Origin of the sequence: Planotetraspora thailandica, from assembly GCF_016863335.1 — a bacterium.
GTDB lineage: Bacteria > Actinomycetota > Actinomycetes > Streptosporangiales > Streptosporangiaceae > Planotetraspora > Planotetraspora thailandica.
Genome location: NZ_BOOR01000014.1, coordinates 41,650 through 61,166 on the forward strand (window position 1 = coordinate 41,650; position 19,517 = coordinate 61,166).

Annotated in this window: 25 protein-coding genes and 2 pseudogenes; 10 read left to right on the top strand and 17 right to left on the bottom strand. The window is 65.6% G+C overall.

All coding sequences use genetic code 11. The features are described from left to right. Window positions 1-2: 2 nt before the first annotated feature. From Pth03_RS12530 to Pth03_RS12555, 6 genes are all read right to left on the bottom strand, one after another. On the bottom strand, window positions 3-407 hold the full coding sequence (locus Pth03_RS12530) for an arsenate reductase ArsC (RefSeq protein ID WP_203944387.1): 405 nt from the start codon (window positions 405-407) through the stop codon (window positions 3-5). A 26-nt stretch (window positions 408-433) separates the two neighbouring features. Further along, complete coding sequence (locus Pth03_RS12535; protein WP_203944388.1) at window positions 434-1,087, bottom strand: arsenate reductase ArsC; 654 nt, start codon at window positions 1,085-1,087, stop codon at window positions 434-436. Between the two features lie 12 nt (window positions 1,088-1,099). Further along, on the bottom strand, window positions 1,100-1,858 hold the full coding sequence (locus Pth03_RS12540) for an aquaporin (RefSeq protein ID WP_203944389.1): 759 nt from the start codon (window positions 1,856-1,858) through the stop codon (window positions 1,100-1,102). 113 nt (window positions 1,859-1,971) lie between these two features. Continuing rightward, the gene (locus Pth03_RS12545) at window positions 1,972-2,637 is read right to left on the bottom strand and encodes an arsenate reductase/protein-tyrosine-phosphatase family protein (protein WP_239118980.1); all 666 of its coding nucleotides are present in this window, start codon (window positions 2,635-2,637) and stop codon (window positions 1,972-1,974) included. Between the two features lie 138 nt (window positions 2,638-2,775). Next, window positions 2,776-3,051 (bottom strand): hypothetical protein, encoded by a 276-nt coding sequence (locus Pth03_RS12550; RefSeq protein WP_203944391.1) that lies wholly within the window; start codon window positions 3,049-3,051, stop codon window positions 2,776-2,778. An 89-nt stretch (window positions 3,052-3,140) separates the two neighbouring features. Then, window positions 3,141-3,434: a hypothetical protein gene (locus tag Pth03_RS12555; RefSeq protein WP_203944392.1), complete on the bottom strand. Its 294-nt coding sequence runs from the start codon at window positions 3,432-3,434 to the stop codon at window positions 3,141-3,143. Window positions 3,435-3,682: 248 nt separating this feature from the next. On the opposite strand from Pth03_RS12555, the gene Pth03_RS12560 reads away from it, so the two are divergent. Beyond that, complete coding sequence (locus Pth03_RS12560; RefSeq protein ID WP_203944393.1) at window positions 3,683-4,135, top strand: DUF5990 family protein; 453 nt, start codon at window positions 3,683-3,685, stop codon at window positions 4,133-4,135. Here Pth03_RS12560 and Pth03_RS12565 read toward each other — a convergent pair. Next, window positions 4,132-4,551 carry a heavy metal-responsive transcriptional regulator gene (locus Pth03_RS12565; protein WP_203944394.1) on the bottom strand — a complete coding sequence of 140 codons (420 nt, stop codon included), beginning with the start codon at window positions 4,549-4,551 and terminating at the stop codon, window positions 4,132-4,134. The genes Pth03_RS12560 and Pth03_RS12565 overlap by 4 nt on opposite strands. A gap of 88 nt (window positions 4,552-4,639) precedes the next feature. On the opposite strand from Pth03_RS12565, the gene Pth03_RS12570 reads away from it, so the two are divergent. Beyond that, window positions 4,640-4,954, top strand: coding sequence for a thioredoxin family protein (locus tag Pth03_RS12570; RefSeq protein WP_203944395.1), 315 nt, complete (start codon window positions 4,640-4,642; stop codon window positions 4,952-4,954). 204 nt (window positions 4,955-5,158) lie between these two features. On the opposite strand, the gene Pth03_RS12575 is transcribed toward Pth03_RS12570, so the two are convergent. Both Pth03_RS12575 and Pth03_RS12580 read right to left on the bottom strand, forming a co-directional pair. Then, window positions 5,159-7,297 (bottom strand): PEP/pyruvate-binding domain-containing protein, encoded by a 2,139-nt coding sequence (locus Pth03_RS12575; RefSeq protein ID WP_203944396.1) that lies wholly within the window; start codon window positions 7,295-7,297, stop codon window positions 5,159-5,161. 24 nt (window positions 7,298-7,321) lie between these two features. Next, window positions 7,322-7,795: a DUF2306 domain-containing protein gene (locus Pth03_RS12580; protein WP_203944397.1), complete on the bottom strand. Its 474-nt coding sequence runs from the start codon at window positions 7,793-7,795 to the stop codon at window positions 7,322-7,324. 180 nt (window positions 7,796-7,975) lie between these two features. Between Pth03_RS12580 and Pth03_RS42805 the strand changes: the two genes are divergently transcribed. Further along, entirely contained in the window at window positions 7,976-8,221 is a 246-nt protein-coding gene (locus Pth03_RS42805; protein WP_505872819.1) for a PadR family transcriptional regulator, read from the top strand. Beyond that, the gene (locus tag Pth03_RS12590) at window positions 8,203-8,463 is read left to right on the top strand and encodes a hypothetical protein (protein WP_203944398.1); all 261 of its coding nucleotides are present in this window, start codon (window positions 8,203-8,205) and stop codon (window positions 8,461-8,463) included. Before Pth03_RS42805 ends, Pth03_RS12590 begins: the two co-directional genes overlap by 19 nt. 47 nt (window positions 8,464-8,510) lie before the next feature. Here Pth03_RS12590 and Pth03_RS12595 read toward each other — a convergent pair whose 3' ends face one another. The 3 genes from Pth03_RS12595 to Pth03_RS12605 all read right to left on the bottom strand — a co-directional run bounded on the left by Pth03_RS12595 (window position 8,511) and on the right by Pth03_RS12605 (window position 10,412). Beyond that, complete coding sequence (locus tag Pth03_RS12595; RefSeq protein WP_203944399.1) at window positions 8,511-8,681, bottom strand: hypothetical protein; 171 nt, start codon at window positions 8,679-8,681, stop codon at window positions 8,511-8,513. Window positions 8,682-8,768: 87 nt separating this feature from the next. Continuing rightward, a complete protein-coding gene (locus tag Pth03_RS12600) occupies window positions 8,769-9,998 on the bottom strand; it encodes a GNAT family N-acetyltransferase (protein WP_203944400.1) in 1,230 nt (409 codons plus the stop codon). A 12-nt stretch (window positions 9,999-10,010) separates the two neighbouring features. Next, window positions 10,011-10,412, bottom strand: coding sequence for an ArsR/SmtB family transcription factor (locus Pth03_RS12605; RefSeq protein ID WP_239118982.1), 402 nt, complete (start codon window positions 10,410-10,412; stop codon window positions 10,011-10,013). 189 nt (window positions 10,413-10,601) lie between these two features. Between Pth03_RS12605 and Pth03_RS42480 the strand changes: the two genes are divergently transcribed. Beyond that, on the top strand, window positions 10,602-11,375 hold the full coding sequence (locus Pth03_RS42480; protein WP_373318534.1) for an AbiJ-related protein: 774 nt from the start codon (window positions 10,602-10,604) through the stop codon (window positions 11,373-11,375). Between the two features lie 40 nt (window positions 11,376-11,415). Here the strand turns inward: Pth03_RS42480 and Pth03_RS42485 are convergent. The 4 genes and pseudogenes from Pth03_RS42485 to Pth03_RS42490 all read right to left on the bottom strand — a co-directional run. Then, window positions 11,416-11,481, bottom strand: a pseudogene (locus Pth03_RS42485) (TetR/AcrR family transcriptional regulator); the annotation flags it as partial. A 202-nt stretch (window positions 11,482-11,683) separates the two neighbouring features. Further along, a complete protein-coding gene (locus tag Pth03_RS12620; protein WP_203944402.1) occupies window positions 11,684-12,430 on the bottom strand; it encodes an SDR family NAD(P)-dependent oxidoreductase in 747 nt (248 codons plus the stop codon). Window positions 12,431-12,530: 100 nt separating this feature from the next. Then, window positions 12,531-13,469, bottom strand: coding sequence for an alpha/beta hydrolase (locus Pth03_RS12625; protein WP_203944403.1), 939 nt, complete (start codon window positions 13,467-13,469; stop codon window positions 12,531-12,533). 219 nt (window positions 13,470-13,688) lie between these two features. Further along, window positions 13,689-14,440, bottom strand: a pseudogene (locus Pth03_RS42490) (SDR family oxidoreductase). A gap of 149 nt (window positions 14,441-14,589) precedes the next feature. Here Pth03_RS42490 and Pth03_RS12635 point away from each other — a divergent pair. Then, complete coding sequence (locus Pth03_RS12635; RefSeq protein ID WP_203944404.1) at window positions 14,590-15,111, top strand: MarR family winged helix-turn-helix transcriptional regulator; 522 nt, start codon at window positions 14,590-14,592, stop codon at window positions 15,109-15,111. 104 nt (window positions 15,112-15,215) lie between these two features. Here the strand turns inward: Pth03_RS12635 and Pth03_RS12640 are convergent, their stop codons facing one another. Further along, entirely contained in the window at window positions 15,216-15,878 is a 663-nt protein-coding gene (locus Pth03_RS12640) for a TetR/AcrR family transcriptional regulator (protein WP_203944405.1), read from the bottom strand. Between the two features lie 120 nt (window positions 15,879-15,998). On the opposite strand from Pth03_RS12640, the gene Pth03_RS12645 reads away from it, so the two are divergent. The 4 genes from Pth03_RS12645 (at window position 15,999) to Pth03_RS12660 (ending at window position 19,241) form a co-directional block, all read left to right on the top strand. After that, entirely contained in the window at window positions 15,999-16,970 is a 972-nt protein-coding gene (locus Pth03_RS12645) for an aldo/keto reductase family protein (protein WP_203944406.1), read from the top strand. 40 nt (window positions 16,971-17,010) lie between these two features. Beyond that, complete coding sequence (locus Pth03_RS12650; RefSeq protein ID WP_203944407.1) at window positions 17,011-17,841, top strand: SDR family NAD(P)-dependent oxidoreductase; 831 nt, start codon at window positions 17,011-17,013, stop codon at window positions 17,839-17,841. Between the two features lie 301 nt (window positions 17,842-18,142). Then, window positions 18,143-18,868, top strand: coding sequence for a helix-turn-helix domain-containing protein (locus Pth03_RS41415; RefSeq protein ID WP_239118984.1), 726 nt, complete (start codon window positions 18,143-18,145; stop codon window positions 18,866-18,868). Beyond that, entirely contained in the window at window positions 18,810-19,241 is a 432-nt protein-coding gene (locus Pth03_RS12660) for a transposase (protein WP_239118985.1), read from the top strand. Before Pth03_RS41415 ends, Pth03_RS12660 begins: the two co-directional genes overlap by 59 nt. The last annotated feature ends 276 nt before the right edge of the window (window positions 19,242-19,517 follow it).

Sequence of the window (19,517 nt, forward strand, 5' to 3'; positions counted from 1 at the left end):
GGTCAGTTCCCAGCCAGTTCCGCGATCAGCTTCTGCACGCGGTCCTGGATCTCGTCGCGGATGGGCCGCACTGCGTCGATGCCCTGGCCGGCCGGGTCGTCAAGAGCCCAGTCCTCGTAGCGCTTGCCCGGAAAGACCGGGCAGGCGTCGCCACAGCCCATGGTGATCACGACATCGGATGCCTCGACGGCCTCAGTTGTGAGGATCTTCGGGCTCTCCGCGGTGATGTCGATCCCGACCTCTTTCATCGCCTCGACGGCGACCGGGTTTACGGTCTCGGCTGGGGCCGAGCCCGCGGATCGGACTTCGATGCGGTCGCCGGCCAGATGTGAAAGCCATCCGGCGGCCATTTGAGAACGTCCCGCGTTGTGAACACAGACGAACAGGACGCTGGGCTTGTCGGTCATGGAAGTCCTTCCAGTGGTGCGTATGTTCAGTGCGCGGTGGAGAGGGTGAGCTCGTACAGCAGTCCACGCACATGGGTGTCGACCTGGTCGCGGATCGCACGGACCTCGTCGAGCGCCTGGCCGTGCGGGTCAGGCAGGGTCCAGTCCAGGTAACGCTTGCCGGGATGGATGGGGCAGGCGTCGCCGCAGCCCATCGTGACGATGACATCGGCAGCACGGATGACGTCGTCCGTCAGCGGCTTGGGGAACTCCGCGGAGGCGTCCAAGCCGATTTCGGCCAGCGCCTCCACCACGGTCGGTTCGATGTCTGAGGCAGGCTCCGAGCCGGCCGTCCGGATGTGGACCCTCCCCCGAGCGTGGTAGTTCAGCAGGGCGGCGGCCATCTGGGAGCGTCCCGCATTGTGGGTGCAGACGAAAAGCACCTCGGGCACGGCCTTGGGAATGTAGCCCTGGGCTTGCGCCAGAGCGGTCAGCCGGTCAGTGGCGAATCTTTCGGCCAGTACATGGAGGTGCGACTTCACTCGCGCCGTGCGGTACAGGGCCACGTAGGACTCGCGCAGATACCGCTTGATCGTCTCCGTCGAGAAGTGGCCGATGAAGCGAACGGCCAGCCGTTCGGCCACACGTTCAAGCACCTTGTCAGTTTCAGGCGAATAGACGTCTTCGAACTCGTCGTCCATGGGGGATTCCTCTCAGGTGAGGCTGGGATCTGTGATCTGACCATTCGCCGGGGCCGCCGGCGACGAGCTTTGTACGGCGTGCGCGGGCGCTTCGGCGGGCGTCCGCCCTATGAGCCCGGCGACCAGCAGGAGGCCGAGGACGCCTCCGACGAGTTGTGCGACGAGGAAAGCAGGCGCTGAGGCGGGGGCGATGCCCGCGAAGGAGTCGGAGAAGATCCGTCCGATCGTGACTGCTGGGTTGGCGAAGCTGGTGGAAGAGGTGAACCAGTAGGCTGCGCCAATGTACGAGGCCACCACGACCGGCGCATACGCGGCGCGGCCGGCCCGGACCAGACAGAAGATGACCACGATGAGGCCCGTCGTGGCGACCACTTCGCCAATCCAGAGATGCGGCGCGGAACGATCGGTGGTCGACCAGGAGACCACGGGCTTGGCGAACATGGCGTTGGCGAGGATCGATCCGCCGACACCGCCGACGATCTGCGCGGCGATGTAGATCACAGCACTCTTCAATGACAGACCAGACGCGTCGCGTCTGCCGTGCCACCAGTCGGCCAGTGACACCACCGGATTGAAATGGGCCCCGGAGATGGGGCCGAGTACGGCGATCAGCACGCCCAGTCCGAACACGGTCGCCGTCGAGTTCTCCAGCAGTTGCAGACCGATGTTCCCGGGGGACAGGGATTGGGCCATGATGCCTGACCCGACGACGATGGCCACCAGAAGTGCTGTGCCAAGGAACTCGGCGAGCGCGCGGCGCTGAAGGTTCATCGGCCCACCTGACAAGTCGCAAGCGCCCGACGAACGCTCGCCACGTCCGGAACACTCACGGTGGGGTCTTGGCCTACCAACAGACCTTTGAAGCTGCGGGCCCAGTGCACGGTTTACTCCTTCGGAAGATGGATCGCCGGAGCGAGCCGGTCGATCCGGTCGGCGATGTCGGCGAAGGCGCGCTCGAACGCCTCGTCTGTTCCGTCCCGCACCGGATCGGGAATCGACCAGTGCAAGCGGTCGCCGCTTCCCAGGTCCTCATGGGCGGAGTCGCAGACAGCGACGATCAGATCGTCTGGTCGGACGACTGCGTCGACGTGAGCGGTATGTGCTTCGTCCAAAGCCAGACCGTGATCACGGGCGACCCCGACGGCTCGCGGGTGCACCCGTTCCGCGGGCTGGGTACCGGCCGACGCGACAGGAACCGCACTCTTCTGCACCCAGAGCGCCGCGGCCAGCTGCGAACGGGCCGAGTTGTGGGTGCAGACGAACACCACTCGCGGCGCCTGCCGGAACGCCGAGGGCAGCAGTTCCGCAAGGGTCCTCGGCACGAGCCGAAGGTAGGTGCGCCGCCGGTCGCCCTCAGATCGCTGGCGCTCCACAACGCCCGCCTCCTGAAGGATCTTCAAGTGGTGCGCGAGCAGATTGGTCGGCAAGCCCAGGAGTTGTCCGATCTCGCCCGGAGAAGCGTCCCCTAGCGCAAGCCGGTCCACGATCGACAACCGACTTGGATCGCCCAGCGCCGCATGTATGCGCGCCCTGGCATCCAGAGTGCGCATCGAGTCAGTATCCATTGACTCAATACTCATTGAGGTACGTGCTTGCGTCAATGGCTAGAAGGTGGCCAATGAGTGAAGGGCTTGCATGTGAGCGCGCGGTCGGCGGGTGCTAGCCATGGCAAGCATCATGCGTGCCGGCTAATCCTCGACGCCTTCGACGAACCAATCGCCGTTGCGCTGTACCAGCTCGACCACGGCGGAGCACTGTGGACCGTTGGCCCGAACACGGAAGTGTCGGATGGTGAGCTCCTCGACCGTCTTGTCGGCGTGCTCGTTTTGCCACCATGGCAGCAACTCTTCCCAGTACGATCCGGCTTGCTCGGCCACGGCATACGTGCGACCCCATGCGGTGAACTTCGTGGGCTCACCGTTCTCGTCGAGCACAACCTCGGCTGGCTGGTGATACCGACGCACGCGCCAAGTATCGAACATATGTACGGTTGATCGCCATGTGCTGGGACGTGTTGCCGGATTGCTCAGTCGTCAGGCTGTCGCAAGTGCTGTCAGTGCTGAATCGCGCGGCTCGGAGATTCGAGCCCAAGCAACGTCGAGGGACCCGCCAGCGGCCAGGCTTTGCAGGTTCCAGCCCACGACGTGCTCCTGCTCGCCCAGCGCAGCTGCCCCTCGGTGACGGCCTGGGTTTCCTCGCGGGTTTCCACGGTGACGGAGAGGTCCGCCGAGGCGGGCGCGGCCTTGGGCAGCGCCGGTGCGGTGACGCGGCGCAGGCGGTTGGCGTTGCCGAAGACCGACAGCGAGTACAGGGCCATCGCAGCGGCGGCGATGATCCCACTCCCCAAATCGCGATCTTCAAGGCGAGTACACCGAGGACACCGTGCAATGAGTCGCCTCCGAGAACACCACCCTGAGGCAACACGTCCGCGAACTCACCGACGCGGGGTGAGCAGGTCGGCGAGCTGCGCTTCGAGATCAGCGATGCGCTTGTCGAGGAACCGGTTGTTGGACCGGGCGGCTTGGAGTTTCTCGCCGAGGCTGCGGTTGTTCCAAGCCCGGCCGACACCGATGGGGAGATGATGGTGGTGTGCTGATGCGCATCGATGCGTTGGAGCTGCCCGGCCGTGAGTGCGGCCAGGCTCCAGGGTTCCCCGGCTACCGCAACATCCATGTCGGAGTCCAGCGACGCGACCGCCGTGACGAGCTCCTCGACCTGCACCCCGGCGACGCCCCGTCAGCGAGGTGGGAGCTGGAGGTTACCGCCACCCCGTCCGGGGCGGGCTGGGACCTTCGCGGCCCCTACGTTCAGGGCCGTCCGGGCGGCAGATTCGTCTACCTGTCGTGGGGGACCGTGGACGACGCCGGAGTGTTCACGATGTTCCGGCGGGCGAAGCTATGGTTCGACGGGATCGGCCCGGAAGTCCTGGCGGCTGCGGTGGAGAGCGGGCTGCTGGTGGCCTGTCTGGGCCTGACCGATGCGCACGACCATCCGTTGTGCGCGTCCGTCCGGCCGCCGCTGGTCCAGTGGTCGGCTCCCGGATCCTAAACGCCGTCAGCGCCCTGGGCTACCACGGTGAGGATGCTGCACACCTGGTCCTCGGAGCAGTCGGCCGGGTCCGTGGTGCGGGCGCGGCGTTTCAGGTCGTGCAGGGCGTCGCGGGCTTGGGTGAGTTCGGCGAGGCGTTGCTCGACCAGGGTCAGGTGCTGGTCGAGCAGGTCGGTGACGTGCTGGCAGGGGGCTTGGCCGCTGTCTCGGATGACCAGAATGCTCCGGATGTCCGCGAGGGTGAGTCCGGCGGCTTGGGCGTCGCGGACGAACGCCAGGCGGGTGACGGCCTCGGCCGGGTAGTCCCGGTAGCCGGCCGAGGTGCGGGGAGGTTCGGGTAGCAGCCCGGCGTCCTCGTAGAACCGGATGGTTTTCGTGGTGTGACCCGTCTGAGCGGCCAGGACGCCGATGCGCATCCTCCCAGCCTACGGTTGACCTTCCAGTGCACTGGAACCTCTATGGTCGGGGGTGAGCCATCAAGACCGGTCCGAGGGAGAGGCGACCATGCTGGAGTTGACGGTGCTGACCGTGCCGGACTGCCCGAACGACCCCGTCATGCTGGAACGCCTCGCCGAGGTCCTGGCTGATCATCCGGGTGTTCAGGTGGTGCGCCAGGTGGTCCGTGACGAGGGGGACGCCGCCCGGTTCGGGATGCATGGCTCACCGACCCTGCTGGTCAACGGCGTCGACCCGTTCGCCGCACCGGGCACCCCGGCCAGCATGTCCTGCCGGATCTACCGCGACGAGACTGGGCAGACCGGGGGAGCTCCGTCGGTGGCGGCGCTACGGCGCGCGCTGGAGGAGGCCTCCACCCCATGATTCCGAAGCTGGCACACACCTTAGGCCGGGCCCGCCTTCGGGGTTGTCTACGCGGCGTGAGTCCCTAACGGTCACCGAATAGCGTGTGGTACGCGTGCTGCTGACGGAGGGGCGCCGAGTTTGTGGCCGCCTTCCGGATGAACAGTGCCGAACCGGACGACGGTTACCAGCGATCGAAGCCAACTCCGACAGATCGAGATGAACTCAGCTCTGCAGCAGCTCCACGATGCCGCGGGTACCGTCGACGGTGACGATCTGCCCCTCGCGTAGCCGTAGGGTGGCATCGCCCGTGGCGACCACGGCGGGGATGCCGTACTCGCGGGCGATCAGGGAGGCATGGGCCGCGAGCGTGCCACCATCAGTCACGACGGCGGCGACCCTCGCGAACAGCGGCGTCCACGCGGGGGCGGTGGCGCGAGCCACCAGCACGTCGCCAGGTGTCACATTCTCGAAGTCGCCGGGGCCCTGCACGAGGCGCACTGGTCCCGTGGCTCGGCCGGCGCTGGCGGGCTGTCCACTGAGAACCGACTCGGTACGGCTTGCGCGGCTGAGGCCCAATGCGCGCTCGAGGTGGCGGCCGATGAGCGGCGGCGGTGTACCGATGGCCAGAGGTGCGGCCAGTCGGCGCTGCATGTCCCATTCGGTATGGCGCTGCCGTGCCAGTGAACCTCGCTCCTCGGACTGTTCGACCTCCGCCCGGGTCAGGAAGAACACTTCGGCAGGGTCGTCGATCACACCGGAGGCTGCCAACGCCTCGCCGATTCGGTGTATGCACAGGCGTAGAAGCGGCCATCCCAAGGTCAGCTCGCGAGCCTGTTCCTCGCGGATCACCGCATACCGCTGGGTGGTCTCCAGCATCGCGGTGAACGCGGAGTGTAGACGGGGCTGGTCGGCCAGCAGATCGTGGCAGGTACGCTCCGCCGCCAGGCGCTCGCCGAGCAGCTCGTCCTGCCGGGTCGAACCGGTGTCCAGCGGCATGGTCTCGCCCGCGATGGGGTGGTACCAGTCGAGGCTATGCACCGCGTGGGCGGGCACTCTGCGATGGCCCCGGGTCAGGCCGCGCAGCAGAATCTGCGAGTTGACCGGTCCGAGCTGATGGCGCTCCATGAAGCGGGTGAGGCAGGCTTCCATCTTCCATGCCGCCCCACCGACCACGGCTAAGTACCACAGATGCCTCCCCGCCATGCGGCCGACCTTGTCGACAAGCGCAGCCAGGTCAGCCAGCGAGGCCTCGCTCGCGGGCTGCTGGTCTGCCATGTGGCGGTAGGCGGGCAGCAACTCCTGTTGCCAGTGGCGATACAGCCGGTCCAGCAGCGCGTGGTCTGCGGCGGCGGGGTTGCGTCCCGGGCGGATGAGCGCGTTGACCATGAAGGGCAGCAACCGGCCGTGTGATTTGATCAGCGCGCCGGGCAGCGCAGAGAATGACGGGGTGGGCCGGGTGTAGTACCAGCCGTTGACCACCGCGTAGGTGAAGGGAACGGCCGCTCCGGCGGTGTCGTGGATCGCGGTGGTGAAGCCCTCGTCGATGCGCTTGAGTAGCCAGTCGGCGAACAACGGGGTCACCGGATCGGGCAGCCATTCACCGACTCGGAAGTTGCGCAGCCACAGCCCGGATCCGGGGGGATCCCAGGTCACCGCTGCCGGAAGAGCGGTCATCGGCCGGGCCTGCAGCAGGTACAACCGGCCTGCTTCGATTGCCCACTCGATGTCCTGTGGTCCGCCGAGGCGCTCCTGCACCCGCTGGGCGAGCTCAGCGACCTCCACTACTTGGTCGGGGTTCAGGATGCCGTCGGTCTTTGTGGTGAGCTCGGCTCGGCCTTGCCTCACGGTCCATTCCGCGCCGACGGCCGCACCGGACACGAGTGCCTCGCCGAGGCCTTGGACAGCCGTGATCACCGTCTCGTCGTGGGCTCCGGTCAGAGGGTTGGCGGTGAAGGCCACTCCAGCAGCATCGGCGTCGATCATCCGTTGCACCAGCACTGCCACGCTCTTGTCTGCTTGTTGGTGGCGATAGGCGGTGACGCGTTCGGCATGCGCGGACGCGCGGCAGCGGCGTACGGCATCGGCGACATTTGCGGGAGCTACATTCAGGAAGGTCTCGTACAGGCCCGCGTAGGAGGCAGCGGCCAAGTCCTCGGCCGCCGCTGACGAGCGGACCGCGAATCTGCCTCCACCGAGCCGCTCGGCTGCGTGACACAGTTCTTCCTGAGAAGGATCCGTCTCCGCGGTGACGATGAATGCTTCGGGTACGGGGAAGTCGCTGGCCAAGGTGGCCAGGTTGGCGGCCTTTCCTCCGATGAGTGCCCGGTCCAGCCCGCCGGCTTTCGCCAATCCGATGATCACGACGTGACCTTCCTGTCAGGTGCCCTACGCTTGATCGCCCGGCCGATTAGCGGGAGGCCGATGAGGGTGGGCAGGGCCCAGTAGCTCCATGTGGGGAGCCGGTTCCACAAGGGCAGATGAGGTCCGTTGTCCACGTAGAAGCCGGTCACCAGCGCCACGAACGAGAGGCCCATTCCCGCGATGTGGATGTTCGGCGCGCCGCCGGTTCAGGTAGTCGGCCAGAGCTGTGGAGAACGCCACGACGCCGATGACGAACAGGTGGGCGTTCTCGCGCCAGCGGATCACCGAAAGGGCGGTCAACGTGACGAACACGATGAGCAGGCCCCAGAGATAGACGCGGCCGAATCGCCTGTGCCAGACGCCTCCCTTCCTGGTCAGGATCGCAAGCACGCCGCTGCCCACGCAGGGCAGCCCGGCGGCGACGTGCACCGTGAGGAAGGCGGGGAAGACCGGCCCCGCGTCGGGGACGTGGATGCCGAGAACGTCGATCTCCACCATGTCCCTCCTATATGTAGCGTTACTACCTATAGCGACGCTACTCCTGGTCTTGGCCGACGGGAAGGTCCGATATAGCGTTGCTACCTATGAGGGCAGAAGCGCTCAAGGGCCACCTGGACGGGCTGCTGCCTCGCCACGCTCGAAGCCGGGCCACGGCACGGCTACGCGGTCAAGGAAGCCCTGCGCGATGCGACGGAAGGCAGGCTCGATCTGCCGACGGGCACCGTCTACCCGGCGCTGCACCGGCTGGAGCAGGCGGGACTGATCAGCGGGACGTGGTCGACGGTGGGTGGCCGGCGGCGCCGCACCTATGAGCTGACCGAGCAGGGACGGCTCTCCCTGAACGGGGCACGCGACCACTGGCAGGAGTTCGCCGCGGCCGTCTCCGCGGCGCTGCGGAGCGCGCCATGGCCGACCACGAACTGATCGAACGCCACCTCAGGGCGCTCGGCGACCGGCTGCCTGGTCATGTGGTCGAGGAACTCACCGACGGCCTTGCCGCGTCCTATGAAGATCAGCTGGAGCGGCTCAGGGACGCAGAGGCGGCCGCGCACGCCGCGATCGCGGACTTCGGCGACGCGGATACAGTTGCGGCTGCCTTCGTTCGGGCCTCTCCGGCAGAGGGATCGCCATGCGACTGCTTCTCGCCGGCCCGATCGTCGGTCTGAGCTGGGCAGCCGCTCTAATCGCAGGCCACTGGTGGACCTGGCCGATATCATTGCCAGTGCGTCTGGCAGTCGGCATTGTGCTCGGTCTTGCCGTACTCATGCCGATCGTCGCCGTCCGGGAACGACACCACTACCGCACCGTAAGACGGGCGGCTCTGGCTGGTGCGATCAGCGTGGCCGTGCTCGACACAGTCCTGCTGGCGGCGGTGGCCATACATCCAGCAGGACCTTCCGTATTCTTGTGCCGGCGCTAACGGCCAGCGTCGCGAGAATCCTGCTGGTGGTGCGAGCCGTGCCGACGATGATCAGCCACCAGTGACAGTGCTGCGGCGTTCCAGGAAGGTCACATCGCGCCAGACACCGTGATGGCAGCCGATGCGCTCCCGCGTGCCGACGATCCGGAATCCGGCTGTCTGGTGCAGGCGCAGACTGCTGGCATTCTCGGGGAAGACGCCAGTCTGGATCGTCCAGATACCGATGTCTTCGGCCGCGGCGACGAAAGTGGCCAGCAAGGCCCGTCCGATGCCACGCCCTTGGCAGCGGCGGTCAACGTAGATGCTGTGCTCAATCACGCCGACGTAGACAGGCCGGTTGGACACGGCAGAGGCCGCAACCCAGGCAACGACGCGCTCGCTCGTGGTGTCCACGGCGACATAGCGCAGTCGATGGAGCTTGTTCTGATCGAAGCTCTCCCAGGTGGGTGCAACGGTCTCGAAGCTGGCGTCGCCGGTATCGAGACCGGCTTGGTAGATGGCCAACACTTGCTCGGCATCGACGTCGTGCATCGGGCGGATGACGATGCCCGGAGGTGCTGAGGGCTTGGCCGCCTGGATGATGGCCGAGTGCACGCCGCTGCCGTGGTCGGCGGTGAGGGTCACGGAAGTGGTGATGAAGCCGGCCTCGTGCAGAAGTTCTCGATACTCGCTGATCGTGAGTGTGCCGGCCGCGCATCCGACCTGCTGCTCGACGACGGTTCGCCGTGCCGGGTTTGCGTCGTCCTCGGACACCACGTCGCTGATCCCCAGGCGTGCTCCCGGTTTTAGGACTCGGAAGGCTTCGGTGAACACGGCTGCCTTGTCGTTGGACAGGTTGACGACGCAGTTGGAGATGATCACGTCGATCGACGTGTCCGGCAGCGGGATGCGTTCGATGGTGCCGTGCAGGAACTCGACGTTCGCCATGCCTTCCTGCTCGGCGTTGCGTCGAGCCAGTTCCAGCATGTCGGGGCTGGCGTCGAGGCCGTAGGCCTTGCCGTTCGGCCCGACCCGCTTGGCCGAAAGAAGCACATCGATGCCGCCGCCCGATCCGAGATCCAACACGGTCTGACCGGCTTGGAGGTCGGCGACCGCCACCGGGTTGCCGCAGCCCAAGCTGGCCCTTGCTGCCCCTTCAGGCAGGTCTTGGACGTTCTCGTAGCCGGCGGCGCCGAAGGACTCCTGCTCGAAGGTCTGCGGCTCACAGTCGGCGATGGCTTCCCCGGCCAGCCCGGCGCGGGCCAGACCGGAGTAGCGCTCGATGATCTCGTCATGTGCCATTGGAGATACTCCTCACCCGCATGTCGGAGCGGTCGGAACGGGATTGCCCATCACGACGTCAGCTGCGGTGGGGAAGCAGCTGACGCACTCTTCGTTGATTCGGTAGAGGCTGGACGTTCCCCGGTGCTCGACAAGCACGAACCGCACCTCTGAAAGGATCTTGAGATGGTGCGACACAGTTGACTGGCCGATGCCGGAGGCTGAGACGATCTCGCTCACGTTCATCGGTTTTCGATGCCTGGCCAGTAGGGACACGATCTGGATGCGGGTGGCATCTGCCAGAGCCTTGAACCAACCCGCGTATTCCTCAGCCTCGGCCCGATCGAGAGGCTTTGCTGCGACGTTCATCGTTAATCGACGATAATCGATGAAGCTCCCTAGTGGGAAGAGGAGGTCCGCTTTGTTCATCTGCATGAGCGGAATGCTCCGCGGGAGGGATCCACTCTTCCGACCAGCAGGCGGGCCGGACTGGAATGTTCGGCAGACGGGCTGATGTCAGTCCATTCTGGATGTATGACACAGCCCTCCTCTCCCTCCGCTCATGGCCTTCAACCGAAGATCACATGGGTGACTCGACGCGACATCTTCGACTACCTACGTGTCATGGACGGCGAGTGGTGGGGGCGCCTCAATGAGATCGTCTTCCTGGACGGTCTCTACGACCTGGACGCGTTGCCATCGAGTGATTCTCGATACGCGACAGCTCGCCGCGACATCATCCAGCATCGGATGAACAATCTTGACTGGGAAGACGACTGGATCTTCGAAGATTCCCGGTTCCAGCTTCTCGACGCCCCTGACGAGATCCTCCTGGCGTTCCTGACACGGGTAGTTCATCCCGAGGTGCAGCCCAATGTCGACCGAGCCGCCCGGCAGGTCGATGAACTGAACCGGCTCCTCGAACCAGATGGCTGGGTTCTGCGGGCTCATGAGTTCTTGTCGGGTCGGCCGATCTACGCTCCAGTCGCGACAGCCAATGCTGCAGGCCCAGTAATCCCCTTGCCGCTCCGGGATGATGACACCAGCAAACTCGATCTCGTCCTCGGTCTGGTGCATCACCTTCTCGACGCAGACGGCCAAGGACTGGCCCGCGACCTTCTCCACGGTGCGACTCTCAGCCTGCGCCGTGACGGCGGATTCTTCCACCCGACGCCTGGCGACAACTGGAGGTCCGACAGTTACGAGGCTGTCCTTACCGTGGACCCCACTCTCGTCCCTGAGTTCAGCTCGACTGTGACTGATCTGATCTGGAAGCACTTGGGATCCGTGCTTAAGCGACTTGAACGCGAAGATGTCCTGTCTCTGGTGGTCGAGGCCGCGCTTCTATGCCGTACTGCCGCGAGGCGGCCTCGGCGTGTCGCAAGGAAGCCGCCGTAGCCATGAAGGATCCGAACTTGGGCTCAAAGACCGCCAAGAGCAGGTCGACCCGTCTCGGGAAGTGGCGATACAAGGTCCCGATCGCGAGCCCCGCAGATTTGGCGATGTCCTCCTATGAGGCGTCAACGCCGTGCTCGGCGAATGCCAGGCGCGCGGCCTCGAGGATTCGTTTACGGTTGCGAGCCGCGTCGCGGCGCAGACGTGGCGTGATGGGGGCCTCACGTTCTTCTCCCACCCTCTCAGAGAACAAGGTGAGGCACCCCTCACGACCGCCACAGGGTGCTCGTCGGGGACGAACTATCCCACTCTCATACGACCGTACGGCCACCGTTCACATCGAGCACGGCACCGGTAATGAAGCGGGCCTGATCGCTGATGAGGAACGCGATGGCCGCGGCGATGTCTTCCGGATCCGCAACGAATCCCAGCGGGGCCTGCGCCGCGAGCTGCTCCAGCGCCTCCCCCAAGGCCTCGGATCCCGGGGTACGGGTTGGGCCGGGGCTCACGGAGTTCACGCGCACCCCGGCGGGACCGAACTCAGCCGCCCAGCTCTTGGTCAGCAGGTCCAAGGCCGCCTTGCTCGCTCCGTACACCGACAGCCCCGGAAGCGCGACTTCGGCGGCGAGCGTGGACACATTGACGATCGCGCCCCCGCCACGTGCCGCCATCGCCGGTGCGATGTTCGCGACCAAATAGAACGGGACCTTCAGGTTAGTGGCCAGCACCGCATCGAAAGTCGACTCCTCGGTGCCCGCCGTAGGCCCACCGGATCCGATCGCCGCGTTGTTCACCAGAATGTTTAGGACGCCACCAGCAGACTCGGCGACCTTGGTCGCCTTGGCCGCGAGTTCCGCCGCGGACTGGGCATCACGTAGCTCGGCACCGACGAACTCGGCCCCTCCTCCTTCGGCGCGGATCCGCTCCACAACTTCCATGCCTCGGTCAGCGTCGCGGCCGGAAACCACGACGCGGACGCCGTCACGGGCGAGCTTGAGCGCAGTGGCACGACCGATTCCACTTGTCGAGCCGGTAATGAGGGCAGTCTTGGTCTCCATCGGGTATCTCCTCAGATGAATGAGTTCAGGCGGGGCGGATGGGGTTCGGCTGAGTTGACGCGGTTGTGTGCAGGGGGTGGGGCCGCGTCGCCAGCTCCGATCACAAGCTCTGCAGGAAGGCGACACGATCGGCGAACGCATGTCGTGCCAGCCCGGAGCCGGGCGCGAACTGGTCGAAGCCGTGGATCGCGCCGGGACGGACTGACAGATGTACGGCCACGCCGTGTTCCATGAGCCGCTCGGCGTAGGTCACGGTCTCTGCGCAGAAGAGATCCAACTGCCCAACCTCGAGGTAGGCCGACGGCATGTCATGGAGCGAGTCCGCACGAGCGACCGAAGCCGAAGCAGGCACCTCGTCCGTGCCGTACCTCTCGCCGAGATATGCCTGCCAGCCGGTGATGTTGTCGGCGACCGACCAGGCGAGGAACGGCTCAATAGCTGAGTCGGCGATCGCCGTGCGGTCGTCGAGCATCGGGTACACGAGGATTTGCGCGGCCAAAGGGCCGATCTGATGGTCGCGGCATACCAGCGCCGTTGCGGCCGCAAGGCCGCCCCCGGCGGAGTCACCCATGATTGCGACGCGCGCTCCGGGCGCATGTTCCGCAGCATGCCTGATCGCCCACTCGACCGCTGCGACGCAGTCGTCGACGGCTCCCGGGAACGGTGATTCGGGCGCGAGACGGTAGTCGACTGCGATCAACGCCACCCCGGCCTCTGATGCGTATCGGCGGCAGACGTGGTCGTATCCGTCGAGGCTTCCCGCGATGAGGCCACCGCCGTGTACGTAGACGACAAGGGCATTCGGCGCATGCGTCGGCTTGTACATGCGCAGCGGGACGGCGTGCCCGTCGGATGACGGCACAGTGAAGTCGGCCGCTTCGATGCGGTCGTCCCGTGCTGCGGCGGCGGCCAGCGCGCCATAGACGGAATCGATGGTCGCCCGCCGCGTCTGCCAGTCCCCGATGGCCGGCGGCGTCTGCGGAGTGGCGGCTGCGATCGCGCCGACCACCTCGAGAAGTTCGTTGTCGATGCTGAGCACTGTGATCCTCCATGTTGTGGTGAGAGTTGTTCCGGGGTCGCCCGCGGCCATAGCCGCGTGAGCGGGTCTCCGGCAGCGGCGGCCGTCGTTGTTCAGCGAGCGGCAGCTGATCGATGGCATCCGCTGACGGGCCGGGCCGGTGTGCCCTGGCTTTCAGCGACGCGGCCATCTGTGGATCCGAAGCGCAAACCGGCCTAATGATTCGAACGTCGAACAGGCCTAGGACTGGCCCATGCCCCCGGAGGCGAACAGTTCGGTGCCGCTGACGAAGCCGGCGTCGGCGGAGGCCAGGAAGAGGACGGCCTTCGCCACCTCTCGGGGCTGCCCAAGTCGGCCAATGGTGGTAAGTGACATGAGATAGTCGCGCGCCTCGGGGGAGAGTCGCCTCAGCGCCGGCGTGTCGACCGGGCCGGGGTGCAGTACGTTGACGCGGATGCCGCGGCCGGACAGTTCGACGCTCCATACCCGCGCGAACGAGCGCAGCGCCGCCTTACTGGCCGCGTAGACCGAGGATCCGGGCATCGCCTTCCCTGCGGCGGCCGATCCATTGAGGATGATGGAGCCCCCTCGGTCATCGGCTCGGCGGCGCGCTGCGCGGCGAACAGCGTGCCACGGACGTTGAGGCCGAAGATTTCATCGAAGCTGGCCGACGTGATCTCGTTCAGGGGTTCCTGGAGTTTGCCGACCCCTGCGCTGGCGTAGAGGATGTCCAGCTTCCCTGCTTCGGCCGTGATGGTGGCGAATAGGGTCTCGATGTCTTCCAGGCCGGCCGCATCAGCGCGGATTCCTCGCAGTCGCGGGCCGAGACGGCTCGCCGCGTCGTCGAGAGGCTGCTGGCGCCGGCCGGTGATGTAGACCAGGGCGCCTTCCTCCACGAACAGCTCTGCGGTGGCCAGTGCCATTCCCGATGAGCCGCCCGTGATGAGCGCGACCTTCCCGTCGAGCTTGCCCGACATGCACTTCTCCTTCATTACGTGGCCGGCTGGCCGTCCGGCGCGGGCGACGTACCTGCGTCACGTGGTTGCCGGGCGAGCACTCGTGCCCCTAGCTAGGTTGTATCGGCACACTATCTGATGCGTGCGCAGGCACCTAAATCTGGGGGCATGTAGACGCTGGTAGTGTGGATTTCGTGAAGGCGCCCCGAACAACGTCCGCGGTCATCTCCCAGCCGGAACAGGACGGCTGGTTCGGACTGATCTACGCCCAGGCGGCCATGCGGTCACGGATCGAGGCCGTACTTATGGAACGCCACCGGCTCTCGTTCAGCGCTTTCGAGATCCTCTGCCGCCTCAAGGACTTCGAACCACAGCCTGTCCGCTCCCTGGCGAGTGAGCTGGTGACCGTCAGTCCTACCCGGGCGTCCCGGCTCGTGCAAGATCTGATCGACGCTGGCCACCTGGTACGCGGTGCTAACCAAGCTGATGGCCGGATTTCTCTGATCAGCCTGACCGAGGAGGGGCGCCGCTACATCCAGATCGTGGCGCGGACCTTCGAAGAATCAATTAAGCAGTTCTTCGTCGACGTCCTCGATGCGGACGACATTGCCGCGCTGGCGCGGATCTGGCGGAAGCTGGAAACAGCTGAGGACTCACCGGAAAGTCACAGAAAAGACCTCCACTCGTCCGATGTCGACAGGTCGTGACTGGCACTCATCCGCTGAGCGCCCTCGGCAGGGTCGCACCGTAGGTGTCCGCACTACGGGGGAGCTTCAGAACGACACAGCTCTGGGCGTAAAGCAGGCGTAGGTCAGCCCTTGGCTCCAAGAAGCCGGGTCAGGAACTGCTCCCGGCTGAGCGCCTCACCGGGGAGCGGACTCGGCGCATCCGCCCGCAGCCCGTCGAGCAGGATCGGCACGAAGCGGCGCCACAGTTGCGGGTCGGCCTCGCCAAAGGTCTCGATCAGGTGGGTCATCACAGACATCAGCACGCCGATGTCTGTCGCTGCAAGATCGGCGCGGATCACCCGCTGCTCGCGACCACGCTGCAAAAGCAGCTCGATACAGCGTTCGACTCGGCTCTGCGCATCGTTGGCGTCGGGCTCTGAGGTTTGCGTGCTCCTCAGAAGTTCCCCAAGAGCGCGCTTGCTCGCCTGAGGCTCGAGCACAGCCTCGAAGAAGGCCGTGAGTCCAGCGGCCGCATCCTCCATCCTCGCCGCCCTCTCCGCGGCGTCAAGCATCGCTTCCATCGTCTCGGCCAGCACTGCCTGCGCCAGAACGTACTTGTTGGGGAAGTGACGATAGGCGGTCCCCACGCCCACGCCGGCTCGTCGCGCCACATCGTCCAGCGTCGGCATCATGCCAGCCGCGTCGAACAGCTCGGCGCCGGCCGCGATCAATGCCGCACGGTTCCGCGTCGCGTCCTTGCGCCGTGCCCGCTGATCAGCCGACTGGTTCGTCGCGTTCTCATCCATGCGGCTCCTCACCTCACAGCATCAGACCGGAATCGGAGATCGGTCTCCGCTATGCTAGCTTCCACGTAACGGAGATACATCTCCGGTACGGACGTTCGCTTTGCTTTGAGGAGGATCGCCGTGCCTGTTGAACGGATCATCTTCGGCACCATGACGCTCGGCTATCACGGGCGCGGCGCGCGTGTTCGCGATGCGTCCACAGCTCGCTCGATGCTCGATCTGTTTCATGATCGCGCCTACCGCGAGGTCGACACCTGCTACGTGTACGGCGACGGATCCTGCGAGCAGATGCTCAGCGATCTGCATGCCCCCGACACGTTCGAGATCGCCGTCAGATACGACCCCCTCGCCACCGAACGAGGACACGAGCCGGACGTGCTCCGCGCCTCCCTGCGGGCGAGCCTTGACCGGCTTCGGGCAGAGCGCGCCGACCTGCTCTACCTCAATGTGCGCGCACAGGACACGCCATGGGAGAACACGCTGCGCACCGTTCATGAGCTCCATGACGAAGGCGCCATCGCCGAGTTCGGACTGAGCAACGTCGCCGCTGACGACATCGAGGAGACGATGGCCATCGTCGAGGACAACGGCTGGCTCCGCCCCACGGTCTACCAGGGTCTCTACAACGCCGCGACCCGTGCGGCGGAGACCGAACTGATGCCGGTCCTTCGGCGGCACGGGCTTCGTTTCCATGCCTACAACCCGCTCGCGGGCGGGGCCTTCGCTCCGTCCTTCGGCGACGAAGCCGCCGTGGACTCCGGATCGCGGTTCGACGGAAGTCATGCCCAAGGCGCGCAGTACCGCCGCCGTTACTGGAACGAGCCGTACCTGCAGGCGATGCGCACATTCAAGGCCAGTTGCGAATCGTCTGGGATCTCGCCGACCGATGCGGCCCTGCGCTGGCTCGTGCATCACTCGCACCTCGACGGCGTACACGGCGACGGGATCATCCTCGGCGCATCCCGCCTCGAACACCTCGCCCAGAACCTCGATGCGGTGCAGGACGCGCCACTGCCTCCCGAGCTACTCAGAGCGATCGACGAAGCGAGCGAGACCGCTCGCTTGGCCTGGCCGTCAGTGCGTCCAGCCTGACTCTCACAGACAACGAAAAGACACGAAGGAGATCACTGATATGTCGAACACACCAAAGACCTGGTTCATCACCGGAGCATCGCGAGGCTTGGGAGCCCAGTGGGCGGAAGCCGCGCTCTCTCGCGGCGATCGTGTTGCCGCGGCCGCCCGCTCCGCCAGCACGCTGGACTCACTCGCTGAGAACTACGGCGACCTAGTCCTTCCCCTGGAGCTCGACGTCACGGACGAGGCCGCAGTACATCGGGCGGTCGCGGCTGCCGAAGAGCGGTTCGGCGGGATCGACATCCTCGTCAACAACGCGGGACAAGCCGTGATGGGAGCGGTAGAGGAAGTCACGGCCGCCCAGGCCCGTGAGCAGATGGAGGTCAACTACTTCGGCGCCTTCTACACGTCGCAGGCAGTCGTGCCGCACATGAGGAACCGTCGCAGCGGTCGGATCATCCAGATCTCCTCAATGGGCGGGGTCGTGGCGCTTCCAACTATGGGGACGTACCACGCGACTAAGTGGGCACTGGAGGCGTTGAGCCAAGCGTTGGCGGCGGAGGTCGCGGAGTACGGCGTGCATGTCACGCTCGTCGAGCCGCTCATGTTCCCGAGCGAGCTCGGGAACATGGCGCCACAGATGCCCGCATACGACCACGCACGCGCGCTGGTGATGGCCGGGTTCGAGGGCACGGGAATCGCCCCAGGAGACCCTGCGGCGGCTGGGCGAGCAATGCTTACCCTCGCCGATGACCCCAATCCTCCGCTGAGGACTCTGTTCGGCGCGAACGGGCTTCCACTCATCCGCCCGGAGTACGCCCGCCGGATTGCCCTCTGGGAGGAGTGGGACCACCTCGCACAGCTCGCACAGGGGACCTCGCCAGCCTGAAATCCGCGAGGCCATGAGCACCATACAGAGTCAGTGTCGAGCATCCACAGGGATGCTCGACACTGACTTGCAACCGTCCACCCTCTCAACCGGGCGACGGTCACAACCGCACCGAGTTTCGTGGACACTCTGATGTTCACCGGCTTTCGTAGAGTCGCTTTGGTTGACTTGCATGTCTCGATCCTCAGGAGAGGTCAGCATGCCGAGGAGCTAGTGGCCCGTCACCGAACCTCGGCCGGGTAATTGATCTGTGGCGGTGGACGCGTCAGGCTGGCTGCCTCTTCGATGGTGGGAGGTGGTCGTGGCTCGCCGACCGGAAGTGTTCGTCCGGGCGTTGACGATGGAGGAAGGCCGCAAGCTGCAGAGGATCACGCGAACTGCGAAGGATCCGATCAAGCTGCGGCGGGCGATCGTGGTGATGATGTCCGGGCAAGGCCAAAGCGTCCGGGACATCACCTCGTTGATGCAGGTCAGTGACGACTACGTCCGCGATGTCATCCACGCCTTCAACGACAAGGGGTTCGACGCGCTGGACCCAAAATGGAGCGGGGGCCGTCCACCGACGATCAATCCTGAGGTGCGTGAGCACATCTGCCTGATCGCCAAGACGGTCCCCGCCGAGTGGGGCATCACCGGGATGTCCACCTGGAGCCTGAAAACGCTGGCCGAGCACCTGATCGCCCGCGGCGTCGTATCCGCGATCAGCCGCGAGCACCTGCGCCGGATTCTCCGCAAGGGCTGGGTGAGCTGGCAGACCACCACAACGTGGAAAGCCTCCACCGACCCGAACTTCCTCGCCAAGATGCAGCGCGTGCTGGACCTCTACGATCACCCACCCGACGGTGGGCGGGTGATCTGCCTTGATGAGTTCGGGCCGCTGAATCTGATGCCCCGTAAGGGCAAGCGGTGGCGGCCGGCGGGTTCGCCGGCTCGGTTTGCGGGCGACCTACAACCGCTACCACGGCGTCATGCAGATGATCGCCGCACTCGACCTGGCCACCGGCAAGTTGTACTACCGGATCCGTAGTCGCAAGCGATGGCGGGAGTTGTTGTCCTTCCTTAAGACGCTGCGGGCCCGTTGGCCTGGCGAGAGGCTGTACGTGATCGCCGACAACTACTCGCCGCACAAGCATCCCGAGGTGCGTGCCTGGGCGGCCGACAACGATGTTGAGCTGGTATTTCTGCCGACCTACGGCTCGTGGCTGAACTGGATCGAGTCCGAATTTGCTGCACTCCGCTACTACGCGCTCAACGGCACCGACCATCGCACCCACGACGAGCAGAACGCGGCGATCGGTGCCTACGTGCGCTGGCGTAACGCCAGAGCCGTTCCAAAGACCAGCTTCGCCGCCAGTTCACCCATCAGAAGCTGGACCAGTTACCCGGCCAAAGTTGCGTGACGGGCTACCTAGCTTGTGCCCTCTGTCAAGGGCCACCCCAGCTGCCAGCCACCCCCAGGATCCCTTCGCGTGGGCCGTCGCCTCCATGGGCGACTCGAGGTAGAGACAACGAAGCAACGGGGGTATCCGATGAGCTGTTCCACTTCCGTGATCGCCTCAGTGATACGGGGGCGGAAGATTCGGGACCGCACGGATCTCGGCGGTCAGCAGGATCGACAGCGGCTTTTGACCTTGCTCACAGGCCAGGTGCGCTTTGGTGGTCAGCCCACCGCGGGA

Excerpts from the sequence above, each read along its gene's own strand:
- Pth03_RS12530 (WP_203944387.1), bottom strand. The coding sequence starts at position 407 with ATGACCGACAAGCCCAGCGTCCTGTTCGTCTGTGTTCACAACGCGGGA.
- Pth03_RS12535 (WP_203944388.1), bottom strand. The coding sequence starts at position 1,087 with ATGGACGACGAGTTCGAAGACGTCTATTCGCCTGAAACTGACAAGGTG.
- Pth03_RS12540 (WP_203944389.1), bottom strand. The coding sequence starts at position 1,858 with ATGAACCTTCAGCGCCGCGCGCTCGCCGAGTTCCTTGGCACAGCACTT.
- Pth03_RS12545 (WP_239118980.1), bottom strand. The coding sequence starts at position 2,637 with ATGCGCACTCTGGATGCCAGGGCGCGCATACATGCGGCGCTGGGCGAT.
- Pth03_RS12560 (WP_203944393.1), top strand. The coding sequence starts at position 3,683 with ATGCGCATCGATGCGTTGGAGCTGCCCGGCCGTGAGTGCGGCCAGGCT.
- Pth03_RS12565 (WP_203944394.1), bottom strand. The coding sequence starts at position 4,551 with ATGCGCATCGGCGTCCTGGCCGCTCAGACGGGTCACACCACGAAAACC.
- Pth03_RS12570 (WP_203944395.1), top strand. The coding sequence starts at position 4,640 with ATGCTGGAGTTGACGGTGCTGACCGTGCCGGACTGCCCGAACGACCCC.
- Pth03_RS12580 (WP_203944397.1), bottom strand. The coding sequence starts at position 7,795 with ATGGTGGAGATCGACGTTCTCGGCATCCACGTCCCCGACGCGGGGCCG.
- Pth03_RS12590 (WP_203944398.1), top strand. The coding sequence starts at position 8,203 with ATGGCCGACCACGAACTGATCGAACGCCACCTCAGGGCGCTCGGCGAC.
- Pth03_RS12595 (WP_203944399.1), bottom strand. The coding sequence starts at position 8,681 with ATGTATGGCCACCGCCGCCAGCAGGACTGTGTCGAGCACGGCCACGCT.
- Pth03_RS12600 (WP_203944400.1), bottom strand. The coding sequence starts at position 9,998 with ATGGCACATGACGAGATCATCGAGCGCTACTCCGGTCTGGCCCGCGCC.
- Pth03_RS12605 (WP_239118982.1), bottom strand. The coding sequence starts at position 10,412 with ATGCAGATGAACAAAGCGGACCTCCTCTTCCCACTAGGGAGCTTCATC.
- Pth03_RS42480 (WP_373318534.1), top strand. The coding sequence starts at position 10,602 with ATGGACGGCGAGTGGTGGGGGCGCCTCAATGAGATCGTCTTCCTGGAC.
- Pth03_RS12620 (WP_203944402.1), bottom strand. The coding sequence starts at position 12,430 with ATGGAGACCAAGACTGCCCTCATTACCGGCTCGACAAGTGGAATCGGT.
- Pth03_RS12640 (WP_203944405.1), bottom strand. The coding sequence starts at position 15,878 with ATGGATGAGAACGCGACGAACCAGTCGGCTGATCAGCGGGCACGGCGC.
- Pth03_RS12650 (WP_203944407.1), top strand. The coding sequence starts at position 17,011 with ATGTCGAACACACCAAAGACCTGGTTCATCACCGGAGCATCGCGAGGC.
- Pth03_RS12660 (WP_239118985.1), top strand. The coding sequence starts at position 18,810 with ATGCAGATGATCGCCGCACTCGACCTGGCCACCGGCAAGTTGTACTAC.